The sequence below is a fragment of the Candidatus Zixiibacteriota bacterium genome (assembly GCA_020853795.1).
Classification (GTDB): Bacteria; Zixibacteria; MSB-5A5; order CAIYYT01; family CAIYYT01; genus JADJGC01.
In genome coordinates this window covers 1-24,004 of the sequence record JADYYF010000118.1, presented here as the reverse complement: position 1 = coordinate 24,004, position 24,004 = coordinate 1, and the positions used below count along the sequence as shown (strand labels likewise).

Sequence of the window (24,004 nt, the reverse complement as noted above, 5' to 3'; positions counted from 1 at the left end):
GAAGCTGGCATAACCGTTAATGATCTTCACGGCTTGCTGCAGCTCCCACACCTTGGTATCCGGATTGAAGTAGTACAGGAACGCGTAGCGTTGACCTGCCGGCATCGGCTGGCGCAGTGTAATCGGCGTATTGAAGACCAATCCGTCTGGACCGAAATCAAACAAGTAGATCGGTCCCAGCGGTGTCTTCACGACCTTCGCATCAACGGTGATGTCGACGTTTTCACTGACGGCGTCCTTCGGCACATTGATACTGACCGCGAGACCATCGACGGTAAACGCCAACAGCCCGCCGGAAACACCAACCGAAAGAAAGTCCACGTCCAGCCCCAGGTCGATGATCGGGCCAGAGTAAGCATCATCCGCCTTGGCCGAGGCTTCAAACCAGCTTGCCTTCGGATCGGCCGGAATCTGCTCCTCCGGGCTGGTAGCATTACTCGAACAACCCGCCAGGAACGCCAATGACAGGGAGAGGGTGAGCAGCAATCCCAACAGAGAGATTAGTTGCTTTGACTTTCTCGATCGCTTCACGCTTTCCTCCTTCTCGGGCACCCGTGCCGGGCATGCCGCATTCGAAGTTGTCTTTCTCATTGCCGGGGAGAATTGCAAACGTGTTGCCAAAGCTGTCTGGTCGGCGCACATTTGTTCCGACCTGAACTAAGCCGCTGTTGGTGATGTAGTTGCAATTCGAAATCGTGTTTCAAACCAGAACACTTTTTCTGAACAGCGGGGATTTCTGCGAATTCTGAAGGATCTATCCCACACTCTGTGGGAGCGCAGCCATTTTCCGATGCGCAATCGCCTGATTCATGGCTCCACCGAAGTAGCGATAATAGGCCGAGGATAGGAGTAATCGAAAGTACTCATCACCGTTGGCAGAGCGGAAGTCTTCAAGAAGGGAATCCAGCGCCGTCAGCGCCGCGTCGCGCTCATCGCCGTGCTCTTGCAGTCTTGCCAACGCCTTCAGCCGTAGTTCAAACTGCTCCTGGCGTAACGCGTAACCGCGACAAATCTCGTAGCCGCGACGAGCTGATTCAACATCGCCATTCAGCCGGGCAATCTCCGCTGCGAGAAACTCCGCCTCATGTTGATTGCGTGCCGAACCGGTATCCCGGGCGAACGCCTGCAGTTGCTCCAGCAACGCCGCTGCCTCCTTGGTGCGGCGCTCACCGATCAGGAGTCGGCAGCGGCCAACCGTAGCGCGTATCAAGTACTCCTGCGCCTCGGCCTCGGCTGCCAGCTTGATGGCCTCGCCATAGCAGACGTCCGCGAACGCTGCATCTCCGCTGTAAAACCGGCAATCGGCCAGCCGTACCGCCGTTTCCGCCGCCAATTCCGCATCGCCGCATTCCCGTGCATAAGTGGCGACCGCCTGATACTTTTCCGCCGCTTCGCCCAGCCTTCCGAGATGCAAGTCGATATCCCCCAGGTTCCCGATCGTGTAGAAGTGCGGATGCCTCTCGCCCAGATGCACGAAGATGCGATCGGCGGAAGCGAACAACTCGGCCGATTCGCGATATCGTCCCGCCTGAAACAGCAGGTTGGCCAGATTGCCCGACGAGTAAGACAGATTACGTCGATCTCCGGTCTCCCGGAATGCCTGGCGCGCCTGCTCGGCCAACCGTCGCGCCGTGACAAAATCGCCCAGTTCTTCATGAATGATCGCCAGATTGTTCGCCACCCGCCCCTGCAAACTCAAGGGGTTTGCCTGCGGATCAAACGCCAGCGTTCTTTCGAAGCAATCGCGCGCCGCCTCCAACTCACCCGCCGACCAACTGGCCAGGCCGAGATTGTTCAATGCTGTGATCTCGCGCGCCCGGTCACCCGCTGCCTGCGCCAACTGGACCGCTAACCGGCAAGCCTCTTGGGCCTCACGGATCTTTCCGGTGCGACGCAGCAATTCGCCCTCGATCGCCAGGCACTCCGCTGCCAGCGTATTGGAGGCCGCATCGACAAGCCACTTCTTGATAACCGTCAAGGCTTGTCGGCATCGGACATAGCGCGACTGCCGCCACAACGCCCGCGCAAACTCAATCGCCGCCTCCGACCGCTGCTCCGGCTGTTTCGTCGCCCTCGCCAACCGCCGCCACTGCCGGAGGTGACGATACGCTTTCGGAAAGTTGCCTTCCGTCAGCGCGAATCCACTTGCAGCCTGGTGAAAGGCCAGCCGTTCCTGATCGTTTATCGCCGCGTCCTCGAGACGTTGGCGACAATTCTCGTAGTGCAATGCCGCTTCGATCAACGATCCGGAGCGCTCCGACACCTGCGCTGCTTTCAGACTGTAGCGGAACGCCTTGGTTGAATCCTTACTACGCACAAAATGATAGGCCAGTTGTGCTACCGGCGTCGACCGTTGCTCCCAGCGCTCGCCAACAACGCCATGCAGCTGCTGTAGCTCCAGCACCGGGATCCGACCGTAGATCGCCTCACGCACATGGGCGCCGGCGAACGTGTAGATGCTTCCGGCCCCTTCCGTCCCCTCATGGCGCACGAGACCGGTTCGTAGCAATTCGGTCAAACTCGCCGCGGCGCGACTGTGATCCCAGCGTGGCAGTAAGGCCAGCAAATCGTCGGTGGAAAAGGGGGTGCTGAAGATCGCGGCCGCGCGGAGCATTTGCCGTTGAGTTTCGCTGACCGCATCATAGCGGGCCAAAATGATGTCCTCGATGCGCCGATGCAGCACGATCGCGCCCACTGCCGAGGTCACCTCATAGCGGACCGGGTCGGAAAGACGCTGCAGCGAACCGTTCTGAATAAGCTCTGCCAACGTCGTCGCCACCAACAGCGGATTGCCTTGACTCGATTCGACGATCTGTGCCGCCAACTCCGACTCTCGCTTACCTGCGATAAGGACTTCGCCGAGCCAGGCGAGCAACTCGGCCTGTTCAAGGGCAAACAGCGGCAACTGCTTCGCCGAGGCCGGCCCTAATCCGCCATTGCGACTGATCACCATGACTGTCGCCGGTTCAGCCTCCAGCCGTGGCAGTAGTCGCGACATGACCGCCTGCGCAAACGAATCGGCGTTCTCACACGCATCCACGATCAGCACGACACGACCAAGGTGACCGCGAAGCAAGGTCATCGCCAGTTCCGCCGTCTTTTCGACCCGCAGTTCACTGGTCAGTCCGCGTGTCCAGGCGTTGTCCTCCGCCGCTTCCCCGAACAGCGCCGATAACAGGGGCCGCCAGTGTTCATCAATGCCGGCACGCTCGAGTAATCTCTCCTCGGACGCCAGTTGCCCGGAGCTGATTCCCGCGACGGCGGTCAGAATCTCCCCGATCAACCAGCCGCTGTGTCGCAACGCCCCCTTGGTGGCGTCGATGTAGACAATTTCGGCACGATCCGGCTGTTGCAGTGCCGCCGCCACCAATGCCGTCTTGCCGATTCCGGCTTCGCCGCTAATCTCCACACATCGGTAGTCGGTGCCGGACCGGTCTCGCAGCCACTCGCGCAATTGCTCCAGCTCGCGCGCGCGGCCATGGAGCTTGGCGGTCGCCGGTAATTGCCGCGAACCGCCGCTCCAGCCAGCCAGTTCATATACCGGCACATCCTCGCCGACTCCCTTGAGCGCAATCCGCCGCTCGCGCATCCGGCAGAAGTCCCTAACCAGCCCGCGCATCGCTTCGTCCAGCAGCACCGTGCCGTCCTCGGCCTTTGCCATCAGCCGGGCCGCGAGATTGACGGCGTTCCCCATGACGGTGAACTCGCGCCGCTGCTCGGTGCCGACTTCACCGCATAACAACTGACCGTGCGTTGCGCCAACCCGGATCGATAACTCCGGCGACTTCAGTTGCACCAGTTCGACCGCCGCGCGCACAGCCCTGAGTTCGTCGCGGCCCGTTGTCTGCGCAGCGCCGAACAGCGCCAGCAGCTTGTGCCCCGACTTGAACGGATCGATTCGTGCGATCATCCCGCCGTTGTGGTCGATCGTCGTCATGATTCTGGCCAACTCGCGCGCAATCGCTCCGGCGTCGGCGTCCGGTTTGCGCGCCGCCGCAAGAACGAACAGCACGCTGACATTGCGATGCTCGCTATTCAAATCATTGTCCGCCGCAGCCTCGGCGAGACGCGCGCGAATCGCCCCGGGAATGTACTGCAGCAGCGGCGCCAGTGTCCCGGATGTCTCCGCGGCCGCCCACGAAGTCCGGCCCCTTGCACCAACTGCCGTTGGACTCCCGATCGCGCCGCTGACTACCAACTGCCCGGCGGTCGCCTCATCCGCGGTCGCGTATGCCCTTTCAACGGCTTCGCCGAAAATCTCATAATCCAACCGGTCATTCGATACGCGCACCGTTACCAGCTTGAACGTCCCGTGGCAGGCGCCGGCATGCAGCGAGAGCGGAAACCGCCGGCAAATTGCCTCCGCCTCGTTCAGGCGCGCAACCTGCTCCTTCATGGCAGCAAAAACGCCCGCGCACTCCGTGCCCGGCGGAAACCAACACCACACCGCATCGCCGGAGAATTTGAGAATATCCCCGTGGTGCGCGGCGATCGCCTGTTCGAGACCCCGAAAGACCGCGTTAAGCAAGTTGGTCAAGATCTCAAACCCGACGCGACCCTCTTCGCCGAGACTGCGCGTCATGGCGGTGAAACCGCTGGCGTCGGCAAACAACAGGGTGCCTTGATACTCCGATTGTTCGTGGATTTCTGTTGGGTGGGCGCGGTACCAGTCGCGCAGCAAGTGCGGCAAATATGTGGCCGCGGACTCCGCCATCATCCGGCCTTCAGAAAGCCAGCCGCATGATGTAAAGCACGGTCAGATGCGCGGCTTGATCGAGGAAAAACGCTTGCTTGCTGCCGTTGAAACGCGTCGCCTTCAGCGAGTCCTGTAGCCAATGCTGCACGTACAAAGCGGCCAGCACGAGCGCCGTGGTGACGCTCACGAACGGCGTCCCGCCGTTCAGCCGCTTGCCCAGCCACCAAAACGCCGCGATCGTGACGACGTAAACCAGCACGTGTATCGATAAGATGCCCTTGTTGGCCGCCTTCTCCCGCGCCATCCGATCGGTCTGCAGCGCGAAGTCGCCGAAGACGTGACCGAGCAACAGGAAGAAGAGGGTATCCGGCATCACATCCTCACAGCGGCAGAGAAATGGTAAAGATTGTGCCGCCCCCCGCAGGCGATTGGCATTCTATGGTTCCGCCATGATGATCGATGATCTTCTTGACGGTCATTAGACCGATTCCGTGCCCCGCTTGCTTGGTAGTGAATCGGCGATGAAAGAGCTGATCGCGATGTTCGGCCGGCACCCCCGGCCCGTTGTCGCTGACGCGGATCAGCGCCCGCTGGTTTCGCGCATCGCGTTGCAGCTCAACCGCAATCTGCTTGTCCGGTTTCTCGATCGTTCCCAACGCGTCGGCGGCATTGATCAATAGGTTGAGCAGGACCTGGTGTATCATCGCTTCGTTGGCCCGCACGCGCGTCGGGAAATCAGCGGCAGTCTGGGCGCTCAGTTTGATCTTGCGAAACCGCTTCTGCGGCGATAAGAAGCGAATCATCACGCGCACCACTTCGTCGATATTGAGCGGCGCCAACTCGCAGGCGTGGTCGCGTGCGCCCATCAGATCATCAACAAACCGCGAAATCTCCTCCAACCCGCGGCTGATCGCCTCCAACGGCCGGCGCAGACCGTCGTCGACGCTCTTACCCAGCCGGTGCTGCAGCAATTCCAGGTTACCCGACAGTACCGCCAGGTAGTTGTTGATGTTGTGCGCAATCTCGCCCGCCAGCTCGCCTTCCGTCGCCAGCCGCTCCAACTTGATAATCTGTTCGTTCAACTCGATCAACTGCGAGATATCCTCGTAGATCATCAGATAGATCAGTTGGTCCGTCTCCGAGCCGAGCGGTGAGATCGAGACGTAGAGGGTCTTGAGACCGTCATTGAGCGCCACCTTGCACTCGCCCGCCCAGGTGTCCTGTCCGCTCAGGCGCAGGTTGAAGAGCGGGCCTTCGGTGACGCAGTGGTCCGCCAGCGCCTGCGGCACCTCGCTGCCTTTGACATTGAGAATCCGCCGTCCCGCCGGGTTGATCCGCAGCGTATGCGCCTGGTCGTCGATGAGGCTGATTCCCGCCGGCGATTGTTCGATGATCTTTTCTAGGAAAGCGTTAGCTAGGAACAACTGCTCGTTCTTGGCTTGCAGTTGGAGGTTGTTTTCTTCCAGTTCCGCCACGCGTGAGGTGTCCGATTCCCGCAGCTTGCGGCTCAGATTGCGCATGATGGCCAGCGCAAACTCCGGTTCCTCCCGCACCAGTGCCAAAAATTGTTGGCTGTTGAATTCGAGCGCCTCGCAGTCACCCTCGGCAATCACGGTCGCCGAGCGCGGCGATTCATCGATGAGCGACATCTCGCCGATGAACTCCCCGCGACCGGCGCGCGAAATCTCGATGTTCTCTTTGAGTACGCTGACGGTTCCCGACAGCACCCAGAGCATCGTGGTGCCCGGATCGCCTTCGCGGAAAATCACTTCCTGAGCGTGAAAATACCGCCGCGTGCCAAGTGAGTACAACTGATTCAGCCTGGTTGTCGACTGCACTTCGTCCCCTATCAAGGGTTGGCCCCTTACTCACATGTATCGGCACTACCGGCATTTGGTGCACGCCGCTGCGGCGATTTCATGCAAGACAAAACCGGTCTCGTCGACGCCGGCGTTTCAAGCTGAAATGGTGAGTTTTGATTTGAGGCGTTTAGAACCGCAGCGACAACGTCAGCAGCAGCGCCTCGCTCGGCGGCTGGAATTCCGGCGTCAGATCGACGTCGAAGCCGGCCAGATGGGCGTCGACATAGGCATCGAACATCGACACAAAGACTGTGATGCCGGTCAGCCACAGATAGTCATTGCGGTTGGAGCGATAAGTCAGATAGCGGTTGAATTCGAGCGGCTGTTGCGATGGCGGGAAATCGCGCACCTTGTCATACTGGTCTTCCGCCTTTACCCACCAGTAGGCCGCGCGGTAAATGAAATAGCTCTCGGCCCCAAAGATCACAGCGCTTTTGAGGAACTTGCGATTGTAGTATTGCCCCCATCCCGGTACGGCCACCGACCGCAGCAACGCGCCCATCGGTGAGCGCTTCGGCTTGGCCCCGACCGGCGCCGCCTGCGGAGCAACAACGCGCAGGCTGTCGCCTTGAGCCAGCACAGCCCCGCCCATAAGGAGAGCGGCCAAAAAAGCGAGAGTCACGGTGCGCATGCCAACTGTATAATACATGCGCCGGTCAACAGCGGCAACTCGATTCACCGGCCGTTCCTTGACTCTGTCGAGCGAAAGGGTATATTGCGCCGATGCAGCCGTCATCGGAATTGCTGAAGCTCCTGCGCGAGCGGGTCGCGACGGTCGTCCTGACCGGGGCCGGCGTCTCGGCGGAGTCCGGTATCGCGACCTTTCGCGGCGGCACCGGCAGCTTGTGGGACAAATTTCGGCCGGAGGAACTGGCATCCGCTGATGGCTTTCTGGCGAATCCCAAGCTCGTTTGGGAGTGGTACCAGTGGCGGCGACGGTTGATCAATGAAGCTGGTCCGAACCCCGGCCATCTTGCGCTTGCGGAAATGGAGAAGGAACTGCCGAATTTTACCTTAATCACCCAAAATGTCGACAATCTGCATCAGCGCGCCGGCTCCAGGGAAGTGATCGAATTGCACGGGAATATTCACCGCAACAAATGCCAGCGCTGCGCGGCGCCGTTCCCCGATGTTGATTTTGAGCCGGAGCGCCTGCCGCAGTGTCCCTGCGGCGGCTCAATCCGGCCCGATGTCGTTTGGTTTGGCGAAATGCTTCCCGAAGCGGCCCTGAATCTGGCCACCCTGCGCTCATCGAAAGCGCGGTTATTCTTTTCTGTCGGCACGTCCGCCGTCGTCTACCCGGCCGCCGATCTGCCGTTAATCGCCAAGCGCTGCGGAGCCTACCTGGTGGAAATCAACCCTGAGGAGACCATGCTGACACCCTTCGCCGATGAAGTCTTCTCCGCGCCGTCCGGCAGCGCGCTCCCCGAAATCTGGCGGCACGTCCGGTCAGGAATCCATGCGTCGTAAACTCCCGACGGATCTGTGCTGGCGCCGCGTCCTGCTGCCGACGTTGCTCGTCGCTATCATGCTTTCTAGTTCCGGCTGTGTCTACTTCAACACCTTCTATCTCGCCCGCAAGAACTTCAACCAGGCCGAATCGTCGCGCAAGAAGGAGAAGCGCGACAAAGCCAGCGGCGGTGAAATCAAGGGTTATCAGGAAGCGATCAAGAAGTGTTCGAAGATTCTCTCCGAACATCCTAACTCCAGTTGGGTCGATGACGCACTCTTTGTCATCGGCAAATCGTTCTACTATCTCGGCGACTATGCCAAGGCTGAACGGAAGTTCCGCGAATTGCTTTCCTCCTTCCCGGAGTCGCAGTTTGCCGATGAGTCGCGCTTCTTCCTCGGCAAATCGCGTTATCAGCTGGAAAATTACATGCTGGCGCGCGAGATGTTTACCGAATACATCGCCGAGTCCAAGAAGACCGAATGGCGTGCCGAAGCCACCTACCTGATGGCTGAGATGGCGCGCAGCGAAGAGAAGAACGACGAGGCGATCAAGTACTATCAGGAGTTTGCCGAAACCTACCGGTCCGACTTCCGCCGTCAGGAAGCTATGTTCAAGATGGGCGAATTGCAGTACTTACAGCAGAATTATGCCGCCGCTGAAAAGTCTTTCGCCCTGGCGGCGCAGTTGGCCAATGAGCCCAAAGCGAAACTCTCCGCCCGTTACGAGCAAGGGCGTGCCCTCTACATGCTCGACAGCGTCGCGGCCGGCCTGGCGCTCTTTGAAGAACTTCGCGCCGAACAGCAGGACTCGGTTTACCTCGGCAACATTCTGCTCCGCATCGCCGAGGGCAAAAACCTTCTCGGTGATGAGCGCGAAGCGGTCTTGTACTATGATGATATTGCCACCAATTTCGCCAAGCGCGTTGAATCTGCGGAGGCCTACTACCATTTGGGCGAAATCGCGCAAAACCAAATGGACGACCTGGGTGTGGCCAAAGATATGTATCTGCTGGCCTCTAAGGAACAACGCGGCGATAAGTGGCGCGCGCAGGCGCTCGAGAAGGTCTCCGACATCACCAAGTTCGAAACCTACCGCGCCGCCCTGGCCAGCGATTCCAGCGAAACCGTCGTCACCAATCGCTTCTTGCTGGCAGAAATGTACCGCACCGACCTCGAACGCCCCGATTCAGCATTGGCGGAGTATACCACCATCGTCGACCAGCATCCGACTAGCGACATCGCCCCGCGCGCCCTGCTGGCGATCGGCTGGCTCTACGAGAACCATTACCGTGACACGGCCAAAGCTCACGTCTATTATGAACGCGTCGTCAACGAGTATCCCAAGTCGGATGCCGTGCAGCAGGCCGTGAAGCTGCTGCAGTTGGAGGGAGCGGAGCCGTATGAATTGTATCCCGACAAGCTGTATGCTATGGCCGAAACGCAGTACTTCGACCAGCACAATCTCGATTCGGCGCGCATCCTCTTCACCAAACTCATCGAGGAATTCCCCAGTTCGCGGCTGGTGCCTCAGGCTGACTTCGCGGTCGCCAAGATTGATCTTGAGCGTTTCGTGCCGCAGAACAAGCCGGTGCGGCGGCCTGAACCGAAACCCAAACCACAAGATTCCACCGCTGCCTCCGTTGACTCACTCCAACTCGTGGGCGCTCACCCCGCTGATTCAGGTGCTGTGCCGGCGCATCTTGCCGACAGCAGCTCCCACAAGCCGGCGTCGCAGGCCGACTCCGCGGCGCACCCGCCGATCGATACTATCGGCGTCGTGACCGATTCGATGCGGGCCCGAGGATTTGTCAATCCCACCGACAGCCTGATTCGACCCTCCGAGGTTCTCGGCCGCAACCGCGGACAAACGCAGAATGGAAAGCCGCCCGCCGCGGACTCCATGGCGGCAAAACCGCCGCAGACCGACTCTGCAACCGTCATGGATACCGTCAAAGTACCGACGACCAATCCCGCCGACAGCCTGATTCGACCCTCCGAGGTTCTCGGCCGCAACCGCGCACAAACGCACAACGGAAAGCCGCCCGCCGCGGACTCCATGGCGGCAAAACCGCCGCAGTCCGATTCTGAAACCGTCGCAGATACTGTCAAAGTACCGGCGACCAATCCCGCCGACAGCCTGATTCGTCCCTCCGAGGTTCTCGGCCGCAACCGCGCACAAACGCACAACGGAAAGCCACCCGCCGCGGACTCCCTGAAGGCAAAACTCTCATCGGCCGATTCCGCCGTTGTGGACAAATCCAAGCCCGGTGCATCGGTACCGCCCGCCACTCGTGCCGCGGCTGACACTACAACCAAGTCGGGTGTCGCCGTCGACTCCTCCGGTAATCAAAGTCAGAAGCCTGCGGCGGTCGCGGCGCCAGCCGACACGATTGTGATTGACTCCACGATGATTTGGCGTTTCCAGGAACTGGCCGAAAAATACGCCGGCACACCCATCGGTGATGAAGCTGCCCGCTTGGCGCAAGGTGAGGCCCGCCGCACGCAACAACAACAGCAGAAGCCGGTTCAGCAGGAACAGCGTCCGACGCCGCAAGACAGCGTCAGCCGGGCTGACTCTGCTGCCGTCGCCCCTCTCGATACCTTGACTCAGGCGCAATTGGATGAGAAACGGCTGCAGGATGAAATCGAACGTTGGCCGCTGATGGAATACAAACCGACTAATGATATCGAATTCAAGTATCCTCTGGATGCGGCTACCTCGAAATTCGAAGGCCGCGTTGTGCTGAAGATCAAAATTGAGTTCGACGGCAAAGTCACCGATGTGCAGTTCTTGAAAGGCTCCAAAATCGCGACGATCGATCAGGAAGTCGACCGCGTCATGCGCCTGACCGAGTTTGATCCCTTGCGCATTGACCCCTTGAAAATCGGCGGCTATTTTATATATAACTATGAAATTCGTCTGCCGGAGGTGTATCGATAGAGAAGCGCGATATCTTTCATCGGTGTGAGGTGGTGGAGAACCGGGCATTGGGGGCGGGCGCTTTTCTTCTGACGCTGAAACTGCCGTTACCGGAATTTCCGCATCCGGGTAAGTTCTTGCATATCAAGCCGACTTCGGAAGGCTCTGACCCGTTGCTCCGCCGCGCCTTCTCCATCTTTGACTGCGACCCCGGCCGCGGCACTGTCGATGTCCTCTACAAGGTGTTTGGCCGCGGTTCGGCGATTCTCTCTCGTGTTCCAGCCGGGCACCAGCTCGACCTGTTGGGCCCGCTCGGAGAGGGCTTTCCGATCCCAGACGGCGACCGCAACCTCATTATGGTCGGCGGTGGTGTCGGCATCCCGCCGGTATATCTTCTTGCCAAATACTGCCTGATGCATGGCCACGCCGCAGCGAAAATCACCTTCTTGGCCGGTTTCGGCACTGCCGCCGAATCCTGCATGTCCGACCGGGTCGGAACTCTGCCGATCGAGCTGAAAATCTCCACCGATGATGGCTCGCAGGGACATCGTGGCTTCGTGACTGATCTGTTGCGCGCCCATCTGTCGACCGCCGCCGCTACAACCGTCTTCGCCTGCGGGCCGGAACCGATGCTCCAAGCTGTCCAAAACTTATCGCGCGAATTCAAGGTGCCTGCCTTCCTGTCCCTTGAGTCGATCATGCCGTGTGGTGTCGGAACCTGCCTCGGTTGTGTCGTCAAGAAAGATGGGGAAGAGAAGTACCTGCGCGTTTGCCGCGAAGGCCCCGTCTTCAGTGCTGACGAGGTCGAGTTATGACCCAGCCGAACCTCAAAGTCAAAATCGCCGGCATCGAGTTTGCCAACCCGATCCTGACCGCTTCCGGCACCTTCGGCTACGGCGAGGAATTCAACGAGTATATCGATCTCTCCCGCCTCGGCGGTATCGTCACCAAGTCAATCACCCGCCATGAGCGCAAGGGCCATCCTCCGCCGCGAACGGCCGAAACCGCCTCCGGCATGCTCAATGCCATTGGCTTGGCCAATGTCGGCGTCGATGCCTACGTGAAGGAGAAATTGCAGTTCCTGCGCGGACTCGGTACGCGCATTGTTGTCAATGTCGCCGGCTTCGACCTCGAAGAATTTGTCTACGTGATCGACAAGCTCAACGGCCACGACGAAATCGACCTGATCGAACTCAACATCTCCTGCCCGAACATCAAAGGCGACGGCATGGAGTTCTCCTCTAATCCCGACATCGCCTACAAGGTCGTGAGCCGCGTGCGCTCGATCTGCAATTTCCCGCTGATGCCCAAATTGTCACCCAATGTTGCCGATATTCGCCCAATCGCCAAGGCTTGTGAGGAAGCCGGCGCCGACGCCATCTCGCTCATTAACACGCTGTACGGCATGGCGATAGACCCATCCACCTGGAAGATCAAACTCACCAATGTCACTGGTGGACTCTCCGGACCCGCAATCAAACCGGTTGCCATTGCATTGACTTGGAAGGTATATAATACCGTGAAAATCCCGATCGTCGGTATTGGCGGCATCATGGACTATCGGGATGTCGTGGAATTCATGCTCGCCGGCGCGACCGCCGTCCAGTTTGGCACCGCCAATTTCGTCCAGCCCAACTGCACGATTCGAGCCATCGACGCGCTAACAGACTATCTGCGCGAGCGTAACATATCAGATGTGAATAATCTAATCGGAAAGGCGAAGAAAATATGAACGCGTTCATAGACAAGCTCACCAAGGCCCAGTCCAAGAACGACTCCCTGGTTTGTGTCGGACTCGACTCGGACTTCGAAAAAATCCCGCGGCACCTGATGTCGCATCAGGATCCGGTCTTCGAATTCAACAAGGCGGTCATCGATGCCACCAAGAATAAGTGCTGTGCCTACAAGCCCAACCTCGCCTTTTACGAAGCCATGGGCCCGCGCGGGATGGAAACCCTGAAGAAAACCATCATGCATATCCCCGCGGATATCCCCATCATCATCGACGCCAAGCGCGGCGACATCGACAACACCGCCAAGAAGTACGCTGAGGCTATCTTTGACGACCTCGAAGGCGACGCTGTTACGCTCTCGCCTTACATGGGCTATGACTCGATCGCGCCCTTCCTCGAATATGAAGGCGCCTTCGTCTTCGTCCTCTGCCTGACCTCCAATGAGGGTGCCAAGGACTTTCAGTACCTGCACTGCGAGGGCAAGCCGCTCTACATGCACGTCGTCGACAAGGTCAATTCGTGGAATCGCAACGAGAACTTCGGCCTGGTGGTCGGCGCCTCCAAGCCGGAGCAACTGATGGAAATCCGGCTCAAAGCCCCCAAATTGCCGTTCTTGGTCCCCGGTGTCGGCGCGCAGGGCGGCGATCTTCACAAGGCCGTCGAGTACGGTACCGCCGGCGACGGTCTCGTCATCATCAATATCTCGCGCGGCGTCATCTTCGCCTCCAACAAAGATGATTTTGCCGCCGCCGCCGCCGACTCGCTGGATCGGTTTAACGTGCGCATCAATCAGGTCCGTGCCGGCGCGGTCAAGTAGCACTCACTGACCGAATCTTCCTTTGCAGAATGAAAACCGCCCCAATTCCCGTTCGGGAAGTGGGGCGGTTTCAGCTTGATCACTCGACTATTGCTTGCGCCCGGTCAAGCCGATCGACAGCAGCGCGAACTTCTCGTCGCGGCCGTAGTCGTATTCGTTAACGAAAGTAGTGCCGACTTCGGTAAAGCCAATCTCGCGAACGATCGCCAGATACTCCTCCAGGTTCAGCGCGCCGGCGACGCACCCCGCCCATTCCTCGGCCGACTTGCGGATCGGCGCCGGCATCTCGCCGCGCACCGCCATGTCGGCGATCGCCAGCTGCCCGCCGTTCTTCAGCACCCGCCGGATCTCCCGATACGCCTGCCGCTTGTCCGGCACCAAATTGATCACGCAGTTGGAAATCACCAGATCGAACGAGTTGTCCGCGAACGGCATCGCCTCAATTTCGCCCTTGATGAAACTCACATTCGTATAGCCGCCCCGGCGTGCATTCTCCCACGCCTTCGCCAGCATCTCGTCCGTCATGTCCAGGCCGGTGACGTGCCCGCTCTCCCCGACCCGTTTCGCCGCCATGAACACGTCGATGCCTGCCCCGCTTCCCAGATCGAGCACCTTCCAGCCCGGCTGAATCTCAACAATGCTCAGCGGATTGCCGCAGCCCAGACCCAGATCGGCGCCCGCCGGCAGCGTGGCCAGGTCGTTCGGATTATATCCGTGCACCAGGCTCACGGCCGTATCGCTTGGTCCGCAGCAGGAAGTCTTTCCCGATCCGCAGCAGGATGACCCGCCGCGGGCAATTTCCCCGTAATGTTTCTTGACCGTCTCTTTGATCTTGCTATCGCTGCTCATTGGTCACTCCTGATTGAATAGTGTCATGTCATTTCGTTAATTGGCGAAATAACGAATTCAATTTGTTAAACGCTGGAGCGAGTCGCAAGTTGCAGTTTTTTTTGAAATCTGAGGTCGGCGGCCGCTGGGCTAGGGCTGAAACTTGACCAAGTCTGTCAGGTCGGAGACGCGCAGCGGCTCACCGATCTTGAAGCCCTGCCCGTACTTAACCCCGATCATGTTGCCGTAATTCCGTGCCATCGTCTCCAGATTCCAGATGTAATCGCGGTGCTTCATTTTCTCCGGATTCAAGAACTGCGACGCGTGCGCCTTCAGCGCCGCCATCCAGTCATCAAACTGATCGGTGATGTCCACGACAAATGTCGGCGGATCTTCCAGCGGCAGGAAATAGTGGAACAGCGCCGGCACGGGGTAGGGGTCGCCCTTGATCGGTAGCTTCTTGAACGTGGCATAGTAGCAGGCATTGGTGACGATGTTGCCCGCCGCCAGATGGTCGGCGTGCGATCCGCGCTTGCCGTGTCCGCCGCGCATCCACGGCGCCAGCAGAATTCGCGGCCGATACTTGCGGATCAACTCGGCGACCACGTACCGGTGCTCCGGGGTATCGACTACTTTGGTATCGCCAAAGTCCAGCGTCGCCAGCAAATCGGCCTTCAGGATCTGCGCCGCCTTCAGCGCCTCCTGCGCCCGGATCTCCGGTGTCCCACCGGTGCCCATCTCGCCCTTGGTCAAATAGATGATCCCCACCCGATAACCCTGCTGCGCCATCCGCAGCAACACACCACCGGTGCCCACCTCGACATCGTCGGGGTGCGCCCCGATAGAGATGACGTCAAAACCGTGATCCGTGCGCATGGTTTCCCCTAAATGAAACTGCCGAGCCTGCGAGGCTCGGCAGTGACTTGCCGGCTAAAAGTTGCCGTTTCGATCTTTCAGATACTGGTCATGGAACTTCAGGATTCCCGCCAGGCGGTCGTACAGATAAGCGCGTGAAAACTCGCTGCCGCCGTCGTACTTGCCGAAGGTCGCTTCCGTATGATTGACACCTACGTCATGCAGCTTGTCGATAAACGCCTGGGTCTGGAGATTGAAGAAGTACGCGTCTTGACTCGAATGCTCAAGATACAGATGATGGCCCGCCAGATTTGTCCGGTAGGCCTGGTTGTCCAGCCAGCTGTAGAGGTCGTTGCTCAGCCAGGCATTCCACACGCTGGTCACCGTCTGACCCTGATAATCAAACGGCAGTTGGATCTGCAGCTTCGAAAACTTGGTCGCACCTGGCGTCATCACCGGCGAGAACGTCGCGGCCATCGAGTACATCATCATCATGTACTTCTTGCCCTGCACGCGAAAACCGGTGGTGTCGGTGTCGTCGAATTCCGCTTGCGTGTCGATGCCGGACTCGTCCAGATACGCCTGGAACAACTGCGGCATATTGCCGTGCTCAAACGCCAGCGGTGCATCGATCGCCGAGACGGAATTGAACACGTTCGGATACGCCATCGCGATGCGAATCGCGCCGTAACCGCCCGACGAATGCCCGCTGATCGCGCGGGAATCCTTGTCGACCAGCGACCGGAACCCGGAAACGTTGTCGACGTAGTCCACCAGCTCGACTGCCATCATCGATTCCCATTCGCCCGCCAGCGCGTTGTTGTTGTAGAACGAACCGCCGTAGTAGATCGAGGCGTCCGGCATTACGATCAGCAGCGGCTTGATCTCGCCCGCAGCGATCAACTCGTCCGCAATCGCAGCGATTGCACTCGTGCTGTAATAGTTTTCGTTGCCGAACAGGTAATAGAATGACGGCTCGCCGTCGAATCCCGGTAACAGGTACAACACCGGGAAGCGCGGGCCGACGGTCGAAGGATCGTAACCGGCCGGCCAGTAGGCCGCAACTTGCCGGCTCTGGAAAACATTCCAGGCCGCGTGCCCGGTACCGAGACCCGTGTATTGATGTGCGCCGCGGCTGATCTGGCCTTGCGGCGGTTCCGTCGGCAACGTCGGGTTATCGCGCCGCACACAACCCGCCAACAAGCTGATGGCGGCGAGCAAAATCAGAATCTTTGCGAAAGTCTTATTCATTGCCGCACCTCACCTAAAACCTGTAGTTCAGCGCCCAGGTGGAATTGAAGCTGTTGTTCTTCCACTCGCCGCCGAAATTGTCCCAGTAGCCGTCGTTATTGGCATCCACCGCCTCGCCAATCTCCCGCGAGCCGCCGAACACCGCTTCGAACGCGCCGTCAAAGGAGATGCGATCGTTCAAGGTGAAGCTGGCGCCGATGTTCAGGTGGTGCTTGGCCGCCGGATCGATAAACAACTGATTGAAGGTCTCGTCCGGAATCGGTGTGTCGTCGTACATGTACCCGCCGCGCACTGTCCAACGCTCGTTGACCAGGCGCTGCAGCCCGACGCTCAGCCGGAACGAATCATCCCAGTTCAGCGGCACGTTCATGTCGGACAAGACACTTTGCCAGGCCGCCGAAGCGTTGATGTTGTTCGAATTGTCGACGTCGCGATCGAGAATCTTGAAGTTCAGGTTCTCAAACTGCGACCAGAATACATAGTTGAAATCCGCCGCGACAATCGTCTTTTCGTTGGCCTGGTATGCAAACCCGACACCAAATTCGCTCGGCAGTTTCAGTTCAACTTCATATGAGCTCTTCATGATCCATTCCGGACCGTTCTTGTACGTCTCGCGAATGTCGGTCTGGAGCGGAATATCGTTGGCCTGCGGATCGGTATACTGGTTGGCGATTCCTTGATTGTGCGGGAAAAACACCCGTTCTACCGCCTCACCGTCGACCGTGAACACCTTGTTGATGATCAGATTCGCTCCCAGCGATAGCTTCTCGGTCGCTTTGTACTGAACGCCGACGTTGCCGCCAAGTCCGTAGCCGTAGCCGTCGACCGAAGTCATTGTCGGCAGCTTGTCGTACGGCCGCACGTTGACCGGGTAGCCATACGGATTGTCCGCCAACCGTACCTGATCCACCCACACATCGGCACGATTCACCATCAGTCCGGCGCCGATCCCCAACTTCTCCGTGACCCGGTAGGCCACCGTCGGCTGGAACGTCACGACGTCCCAGTTCGACCGGTAATTGTCTTCCTGAATCTTCCGCAAATCGTTAAAGGCCGGGGTCAAGCGGAAGAGGTTCATCACGGCATTATGGTCATACGCCTGATAAACGGCCGCGCCAAACGTCAGCTTCGGTAGCTTCGGCGTCTGGAAAAACAACGACGCCGTTCCCATGGCGTAGATGTTGTCCTCCACCGGGTACCAGGTCTCACCGTTCATGTGCCCGAATGAGTAGCCGCCCGAGTTGTAGTTCGGCGTCACTTCCGGCCGCGGCCCGGTGAACTCCGCGGCACCGCTAAACAGGCTCCCTTCCAGAAAAGCCATCCCACCGGGGTTGTAGTAGGCGCCGCTGCCGTCATTCGACAAGCCGCGGTATGCGCCTCCCATCGCCTTGGCGCGCGCACCAACACCCGAATACTGCCACCCTCCTGCCAAGACCACCCCGCTTGCGAGGACGACAACCATCAGCGTTAGCCATGGTAACCTGCTAGCTCTCATTATCGTCTCCATACCTGAATTGAGATTGTCCAATGAATTTCACGGTCGGGGCTGCGCCATTCTTCCGCCAAAGTCGTCGGCAATAACGCTTCCGCCTTCCTTCCCATCTCCCAAGACGCAGTGAGTCAGCAACCTGCGCAAAATAGAGTTCGAATATTACGCCCACCCCCTTCCTTTGTCAACCGAATTTTCCCCGCCCCCCATTAGCCCTAAAAACGATACTCAAAGTCGCCTATTGACATAAATGAGGACAATAATTACCTTAGTATAGAGAAAGCACAACACTCCAATTTGACATCACCAAACCTTCACTTCCTGTCTGGAGGAGGACCCTATGTTCATTGCCAGAGGAACGATTTGTCTGGTACTCACCTTGGCTCTCTTGATCCTGAGCCCGTCCGGCTTTGGCCAGCAAGGGCCGCCGCCATCAAACAACCGCGCCGCTGACACTCTGGTCAGCATTAAAACCGTTTACCAAAGCTTAGCCGCGCTCAATGGCCAGACGGTGAAAGTCCTGGGCTTCTATACCAATCCCCAGGTTGACAAGTTCTACACATCATACCTCGACCACCTCAATCGACGGCCCACACCGCCCGAAGTCATGGTCTATCTTGCCGGCCTTGAACCCGATTCGCTCTATTGGAATGGCGGCATGATGGCTGTGACCGGGACCGTTTCGTTTGTTCCAAAAGTCACCCCGCTGTTTGGAGTCGATACCGCAGTCGTGACGATCACGGCTGTCTCTTTCGATTACTTCTTTCCCGGGGGGGCCAGTCCGGCGGCCGGGAAAGTGATCGACTGGGACCTCGGCCAGCACTACGAGAGCCGTGCCGGCTGCGATTCCTGCAAGTTCGCGATCCTGATGAGCGGCGGCGTCGATGCTGAGAACAACAATCCCGGATTCTGGGAGGACATTGAGAATCTTTATCGCTACAAGACTAGTCCTACTGGTGGCAACTACTGCCCCGAAAACGTCAAAGTCCTTTACTATCACGGCGACAGCGAGGACCCTGCTGTAATTCCACACGCCGCAGTTGATTCTTGTACCCAAGCTAACATCGAAAAGGCGCACAAAGAAATTGCACAACGCATTGCCGATTGCGAACGAGCAGGAAAAGCGGCGACTGTCCAGAAGATGGTCTCTAATCACGGCGAAGACGAAATTGGATTCAATACCCTCGGCAACGAAAACGTCTCACCCGAGGAACTCCGCAATATGCAGCAAGAACTGATCGACTCCTGCTGTGACTTCCTCTACGACGAATTCACTGAGTGTTACGGCGGCGATATGGTCGAGGGCCTCAAGGGGCTTGACGACAAGAACAAAACCGAAATCCATGCCAACTCAGCCGCCGGAGGCAGCAGCTGCGGCTGGGGCGACGATGACGGCTCGCCTTATCTGCTTGAGAAGATTACACGTCTTCTAGCCGGCGATGATTACGAATCCGCAGTCGACAGCGCCAAGAACCATTACAAGAAATGGCTGGAAGATGCCAAGGCGCAGGCTGAGAGTATTCTGGCGGTCATCGACAGCATCTTGAACGAACTCCCGCTCGACGATCCTGACCGGCCGGCGCTGGAAGACGCCCGTGACGAGTGGCAAGATTTGGCCGACGATCTCGCAGACTCAATCAATGACGGCTCAGTCAGCTGGGTCCGACTTATTTTTAAGCAATACTGCGAATGGAAGAAAATCGTTGTTCCGCCCGGCGGCCAGGTGAAGATTACCTTCAAGGGTACCGGCGGTTGCGGCAACGTCTCCGTCTATCGTCAGGAGGGTGACGGATCCAAAACGCGAATCAAAGTCTGGAACTGGAACCTGCCGGGAAGCTCTGGATATGTCGCTGGTAACGAAGTTCGCGTGTTGAATGGCGACTTGACCGGCACGGGCATCTATTGGATCCATAATGATAACGGGGCATTCTCGGCCACGGTAGAGTCTTTCAAGACTCAGCCGCTGCCGGAATCGCCGTCGAACCAGTCGACTTTTGCTGGCTTCTCTTTCGGAGGTGCCGATGGTTCGAACGGCGAGTTCACAATCATCAGCGGCCCCAGCCTGTTTATTCCGGCCGCCGATGCCATCCCGTTTCCACTGCCGGCGGTGCCGGGCCTGCTCGGTCCCTGCGGCGGCATTGGGAACTTCGGCATTAGCTTCACAGTATATCCCAACGCCTGGTGGAATGACATGGAGCTCTGGATCAAGCTCCATCAGGTCCTAAACCCCGGCGACCTGCAGATCCAGTGCCCAACTGCGGAAATCCCCTTTGGAGCGGTGCCGGTCGACAACGATGACAGCGAGGTGGTCTTCCCGCTCGGTGCGATCGGCGGTCCTGGAACCGGGCAATTACTTTTGGTCCCGACTTCCGGACTTTGCTTCACGATCGATTCTTGGGGCCTGCGTTCGCGAGTTCCGACCTACCCCGAATTCCTCTGTGGCGATGCCGATGGCAGCTCATCAGTCTCGATTTCTGACGTCGTCTTTCTGATCAATTACATTTTCGCCGGCGGTCCACCTCCGGAACCGCTCATGTCGGGTGACGCCGACTGCAGCGGCTCCGTCACAATCTCGGACGCCGTCTATCTGATCAATTTCATATTCGCCGGCGGTCCTGCGCCTTGCAGCGCCTGCAAGTAGCCGCGGCAGGATTCCCCGAACCGCTTAACCCAACGCCGGCTCACTGTTGTGAGCCGGCGTTTTTGCACTTCGCAGTTTTTGTTTGAATCGGTACCAGTGGTCAATTATGGTTGAGCCATGTCCACAAAGACTATCCCGCTCCGCGTCCAGCTGCTGATTGTCTTCGCTCTCTGGTGGGTGATCTGGGCCTATCGGCCGTGGAATCTCTCCGACTGGATCCTCGAGAACGTCCTGACCGTCCTCGCGGTTAGCTTCTTGATCGCCACCCGTAATCGCTTCCGCCTCAGCAACGTCTCGTATGTCTTGATCTTCGTCTTCATGTGCTTCCACACGGTCGGCACGCACTACACTTACGCTGATGTCCCGTACGAGCGCTGGACCGCCGCCCTCAGCTTCTCGATCAACGACCTGTTCGGCTTTCAGCGCAACCACTTCGACCGTCTCGTGCATTTCCTGTTCGGCTTCCTGCTCTGCTATCCAGTGCGCGAAGTCTTCATGCGCATCGTGCAGGCGCAAGGCGCTTGGAGCTATTACCTGCCCGTGGAGCTGGTCATGTCGCTGTCGATGCTCTACGAATTGATCGAATGGGCGGTCGCAGAGGTCTTCGGCGGAGACTTGGGCATGGCCTATCTCGGCACGCAGGGAGATATCTGGGATGCCCACAAAGACATGGCGCTGGCCTCCCTCGGTGCCGTGCTGGGGATGCTGATCGTCGCCGGCATCAATTGGAAATATCAGCGCGACTTCATCGCCGAAATGCGTGACAGTCTGCGCGTGAAGGGAACGGTACCTCTTGGCGAGGTTAAGCTCGCGGAATATCGCCGCCAATCCGAGGATGACCGGCCGGCATCTTAATCTCGTACCGCCTTCGCCTGCTCCGCCCGGAGTCGGGTGTCTATTGTCCGTCCCACCCGCGCAACAATCTCCGGCACGGCCTCAATGTCCGCCAACGACGTTCGGAAGTTCACGATACAAGCTCGCAGCAGAAACTTTTCCTCGATAATCGCATTTGAGACAAACATGTCGCCACCGGCCTCCAACTCATTCAGAATCGCGCGATTGAGCTCGTTGAGATAAGCTTCATCAGCGATACTGCCGCTGCGCCGGTCCGCCGGAACATAACGAAAGGTCGTGATGCTGAGATTGTTGGTAACTGCCTCAAAATCGGGATGCGCTTTCATCAGCTCGAAGAGCGCCCTTGCCAATGCAATATCGTCGCGAATCATCTGCGTATACCCCGCGCGCCCGACCTGCCTGATGGCCAGCCAGACTTTCAGCGCCCGGAACCCGCGCGAATTCTGCAGCCCAAATTCAAAGTAGTTAATCGGTTGCTCGTCAAAGCCCTCGTGGAAATGGTAGTAATCCGGTGTGAAGCTGAAAGTATCAACCAAGGCTTGCGGATCTTTGACCAGCGCGCAACCGGCTTCCAGTGGGGAATAGAGCCACTTGTGCGGGTCCAGCGCGATCGAATCCGCCAACGCCAGTCCCTTCAGGTCTTCGCCGGCTTCCGGGAGCATCGCCGCCGGCGCGCCATAAGCACCGTCAACGTGAAACCACAATCTTTCGCGCTGGCACAACTGCGCGAGCTGCGGCAACGGATCGACCGCCCCGACCGCCACGCTCCCGGCCGCGCCGATCACCATGATTGGCTGCAACCCCGCCCGGCGATCCGCAGCAATTTGCTGCTCCAGCGCGCCCAAGTGCATCCGTCGCTGCTCATCAACCGCAATCCACCGGATCGCGTTCGTGCCCAACCCGAATAAATCTGCCGCTTTCTGGATCCAGGTGTGTGTCTCCTTCGAGGCGTACACCGTCAACTGCGGCCGGTCGCGCAGCCCTTCGGCGCGGAGCGGCCACGCCGCCTTGGCGCGTCGTCCCGCCAGGAAGCCAACAAAATTCGCCATATTGCCGCCCGATACCAGCAACCCACCGGCGCCGGCCGGATATCCGATCATCTCGGCAATCCAGCGAATTGTCTGTCCTTCGATCTCGCTCGCCATCGGAGCCAGTACCCACCCGCCGCAATTCGGATTCACCGCCGCTGCCAACAGGTCGGCCAAGGCTCCCAACGGCGCGGCGGAGGAGGTGATATATCCCATAAATCGCGGATGGCCATTGAACAGCGAATGCTCAATCAACAGCCTGCTCGCTTCGGCCAGCAATGCCCGCGGGTCGCCGCCCTGTTCTGGCACCGGGCCGGCGCCCAGCGCCGCCCGCACCGTCGCCGGGCCTTCTCCCGGCGTCACCCGTCGCTGCGCCAGCGAGTCCAAAAACTCCGCGATTTGGTCAACCAGTTGATGCCCGAGACGGCGAAACTCATCGCCGTCAAGCGCAATCGGCGCGTGCCGCTGTCTGAGATCGCTGCTCTGATTCGTGTTGTTCATTGTCAGTCTCCCGCCGGAAGTGCGTTTGTGTCCGCCGGTACCGGCGGCCCCTCGCCATCATATACAATATTGGCCTATGTTCAAAGCAAATTGTCGCCGCCGCGGATTTCCCTTGAGCGCCGCCATGCCAATACGTAACTTGTCGTCAGTGCTAATCTGATGAACTCAAACCGCCGGCCTCCCGGCGCCTTCGTCCGCGTGATCTGATGGGAAAATCCGCGCATCCGGTATCGCCCGCGTCTCCGGCCGTCGCTGCCGGGCGCTCCGCGCTGATCTTGACTGCGACCCTCGCCGCCTTGGCCCTGCTCGGCTTGGTGCTGGCCCACTTCAGCCCTGCGGCGACTTGGGCGTTCACCTCCTGGCTCATCTATCCCGTTTGGCTGCGCCTGAGCTTGGCCGCAGTGATCGTACTCCTGGCACTTCCACCGGTCAGCGGCAAAACCGCCGCGCTCCTCACCCTGGTGTTGGACCGTTTCAGTTCGCGCGCACTGACCTCACTGGCGCTTACCTTCGCGCTCGCCCTCTTGGTCGGGTTCTGTCTACTGCCGTCGCAAAATCATATCCTCGGCGATGGCTCGACCATCCTCGCCCGCATCAGCGCCGGCGATGTCAAGTCCTCCACCGAACCCCTCACCTACCTCGTGAATCACCTGCTCTTTCGTGTCTTCGAACACACCGCCGCGGCGGGCGTCAATGCCTTCCGCGCAGCCGGCATTCTCTCATCATTGATCCTCTTCGCGTTTTTCTATTCGTTTAGTGACGACCGCCGCGAATTCCTCCTTGCGCTCGCCGCCTTCTTGACGTTTGGCGTCGTCCAATTCTTTGCCGGCTACATCGAAAACTACACTTTCGCCTTCGTTGCCGGAGTTGCCTATACCCTCAGCGCCTGCCGCGACCTGGAGCGCCGCCGACTTGGACCCGTCACGGTGTTCGCGCTCATACTCGCGCTGGCGTTTCACTTTTCTATGGCGGTACTGCTGCCTTCGATTCTGTTCCTTTGGCATCAGACTCTCACAGCCAGATTCCGCACACTCATTGTCGCCGGCGTCGGCGTCCTGCTGCTTGTCGGTGGGACG

Annotated in this window: 18 protein-coding genes; 8 read left to right on the top strand and 10 right to left on the bottom strand. The window is 58.9% G+C overall.

What is annotated here, in order from left to right; all coding sequences use genetic code 11:
• The 5 genes from IT585_09435 to IT585_09415 form a co-directional block, all read right to left on the bottom strand.
• Window positions 1–531 (bottom strand): hypothetical protein (locus IT585_09435; GenBank protein ID MCC6963460.1); only part of this gene is annotated, 531 nt, incomplete at its 3' end.
• 223 nt (window positions 532–754) lie between these two features.
• Window positions 755–4,717 carry a tetratricopeptide repeat protein gene (locus IT585_09430; protein MCC6963459.1) on the bottom strand — a complete coding sequence of 1,321 codons (3,963 nt, stop codon included), beginning with the start codon at window positions 4,715–4,717 and terminating at the stop codon, window positions 755–757.
• Between the two features lie 7 nt (window positions 4,718–4,724).
• A complete protein-coding gene (locus tag IT585_09425; GenBank protein ID MCC6963458.1) occupies window positions 4,725–5,069 on the bottom strand; it encodes a DUF3307 domain-containing protein in 345 nt (114 codons plus the stop codon).
• 7 nt (window positions 5,070–5,076) lie between these two features.
• Complete coding sequence (locus IT585_09420; protein ID MCC6963457.1) at window positions 5,077–6,534, bottom strand: cyclic nucleotide-binding domain-containing protein; 1,458 nt, start codon at window positions 6,532–6,534, stop codon at window positions 5,077–5,079.
• A gap of 151 nt (window positions 6,535–6,685) precedes the next feature.
• Complete coding sequence (locus IT585_09415) at window positions 6,686–7,294, bottom strand: hypothetical protein (GenBank protein ID MCC6963456.1); 609 nt, start codon at window positions 7,292–7,294, stop codon at window positions 6,686–6,688.
• Between IT585_09415 and IT585_09410 the strand changes: the two genes are divergently transcribed.
• From IT585_09410 to pyrF, 5 genes are read left to right on the top strand one after another with little or no spacing between them, the layout of a single operon-like run.
• Window positions 7,282–8,028 (top strand): NAD-dependent deacylase, encoded by a 747-nt coding sequence (locus IT585_09410; GenBank protein MCC6963455.1) that lies wholly within the window; start codon window positions 7,282–7,284, stop codon window positions 8,026–8,028. The genes IT585_09415 and IT585_09410 overlap by 13 nt on opposite strands.
• A complete protein-coding gene (locus IT585_09405) occupies window positions 8,018–10,951 on the top strand; it encodes a TonB family protein (GenBank protein MCC6963454.1) in 2,934 nt (977 codons plus the stop codon). Before IT585_09410 ends, IT585_09405 begins: the two co-directional genes overlap by 11 nt.
• A gap of 32 nt (window positions 10,952–10,983) precedes the next feature.
• Window positions 10,984–11,745 carry a dihydroorotate dehydrogenase electron transfer subunit gene (locus IT585_09400; protein MCC6963453.1) on the top strand — a complete coding sequence of 254 codons (762 nt, stop codon included), beginning with the start codon at window positions 10,984–10,986 and terminating at the stop codon, window positions 11,743–11,745.
• Window positions 11,742–12,662: a dihydroorotate dehydrogenase gene (locus IT585_09395; protein MCC6963452.1), complete on the top strand. Its 921-nt coding sequence runs from the start codon at window positions 11,742–11,744 to the stop codon at window positions 12,660–12,662. The genes IT585_09400 and IT585_09395 overlap by 4 nt, the downstream gene beginning before the upstream one ends.
• Window positions 12,659–13,480, top strand: coding sequence for an orotidine-5'-phosphate decarboxylase (gene pyrF, locus IT585_09390; GenBank protein ID MCC6963451.1), 822 nt, complete (start codon window positions 12,659–12,661; stop codon window positions 13,478–13,480). Before IT585_09395 ends, pyrF begins: the two co-directional genes overlap by 4 nt.
• Before the next feature lie 87 nt (window positions 13,481–13,567).
• Here pyrF and arsM read toward each other — a convergent pair whose 3' ends face one another.
• From arsM to IT585_09370, 4 genes are all read right to left on the bottom strand, one after another.
• Entirely contained in the window at window positions 13,568–14,329 is a 762-nt protein-coding gene (gene arsM / locus IT585_09385) for an arsenite methyltransferase (protein MCC6963450.1), read from the bottom strand.
• A gap of 129 nt (window positions 14,330–14,458) precedes the next feature.
• Window positions 14,459–15,184 (bottom strand): bacillithiol biosynthesis deacetylase BshB1, encoded by a 726-nt coding sequence (gene bshB1, locus IT585_09380; GenBank protein ID MCC6963449.1) that lies wholly within the window; start codon window positions 15,182–15,184, stop codon window positions 14,459–14,461.
• A gap of 54 nt (window positions 15,185–15,238) precedes the next feature.
• Entirely contained in the window at window positions 15,239–16,414 is a 1,176-nt protein-coding gene (locus tag IT585_09375) for a hypothetical protein (GenBank protein MCC6963448.1), read from the bottom strand.
• Window positions 16,415–16,427: 13 nt separating this feature from the next.
• Entirely contained in the window at window positions 16,428–17,909 is a 1,482-nt protein-coding gene (locus IT585_09370) for an outer membrane protein transport protein (GenBank protein ID MCC6963447.1), read from the bottom strand.
• 334 nt (window positions 17,910–18,243) lie between these two features.
• Here IT585_09370 and IT585_09365 point away from each other — a divergent pair, with 334 nt between their 5' ends.
• Both IT585_09365 and IT585_09360 read left to right on the top strand, forming a co-directional pair.
• A complete protein-coding gene (locus IT585_09365; protein ID MCC6963446.1) occupies window positions 18,244–20,544 on the top strand; it encodes a hypothetical protein in 2,301 nt (766 codons plus the stop codon).
• Between the two features lie 117 nt (window positions 20,545–20,661).
• A complete protein-coding gene (locus IT585_09360) occupies window positions 20,662–21,399 on the top strand; it encodes a DUF2238 domain-containing protein (GenBank protein MCC6963445.1) in 738 nt (245 codons plus the stop codon).
• Here the strand turns inward: IT585_09360 and IT585_09355 are convergent.
• Window positions 21,396–22,928 (bottom strand): aminotransferase class V-fold PLP-dependent enzyme, encoded by a 1,533-nt coding sequence (locus tag IT585_09355; protein ID MCC6963444.1) that lies wholly within the window; start codon window positions 22,926–22,928, stop codon window positions 21,396–21,398. The two genes, IT585_09360 and IT585_09355, sit on opposite strands and share 4 nt — an antisense overlap.
• A 206-nt stretch (window positions 22,929–23,134) precedes the next feature.
• On the opposite strand from IT585_09355, the gene IT585_09350 reads away from it, so the two are divergent.
• Window positions 23,135–24,004 (top strand): hypothetical protein (locus tag IT585_09350; protein ID MCC6963443.1); only part of this gene is annotated, 870 nt, incomplete at its 3' end.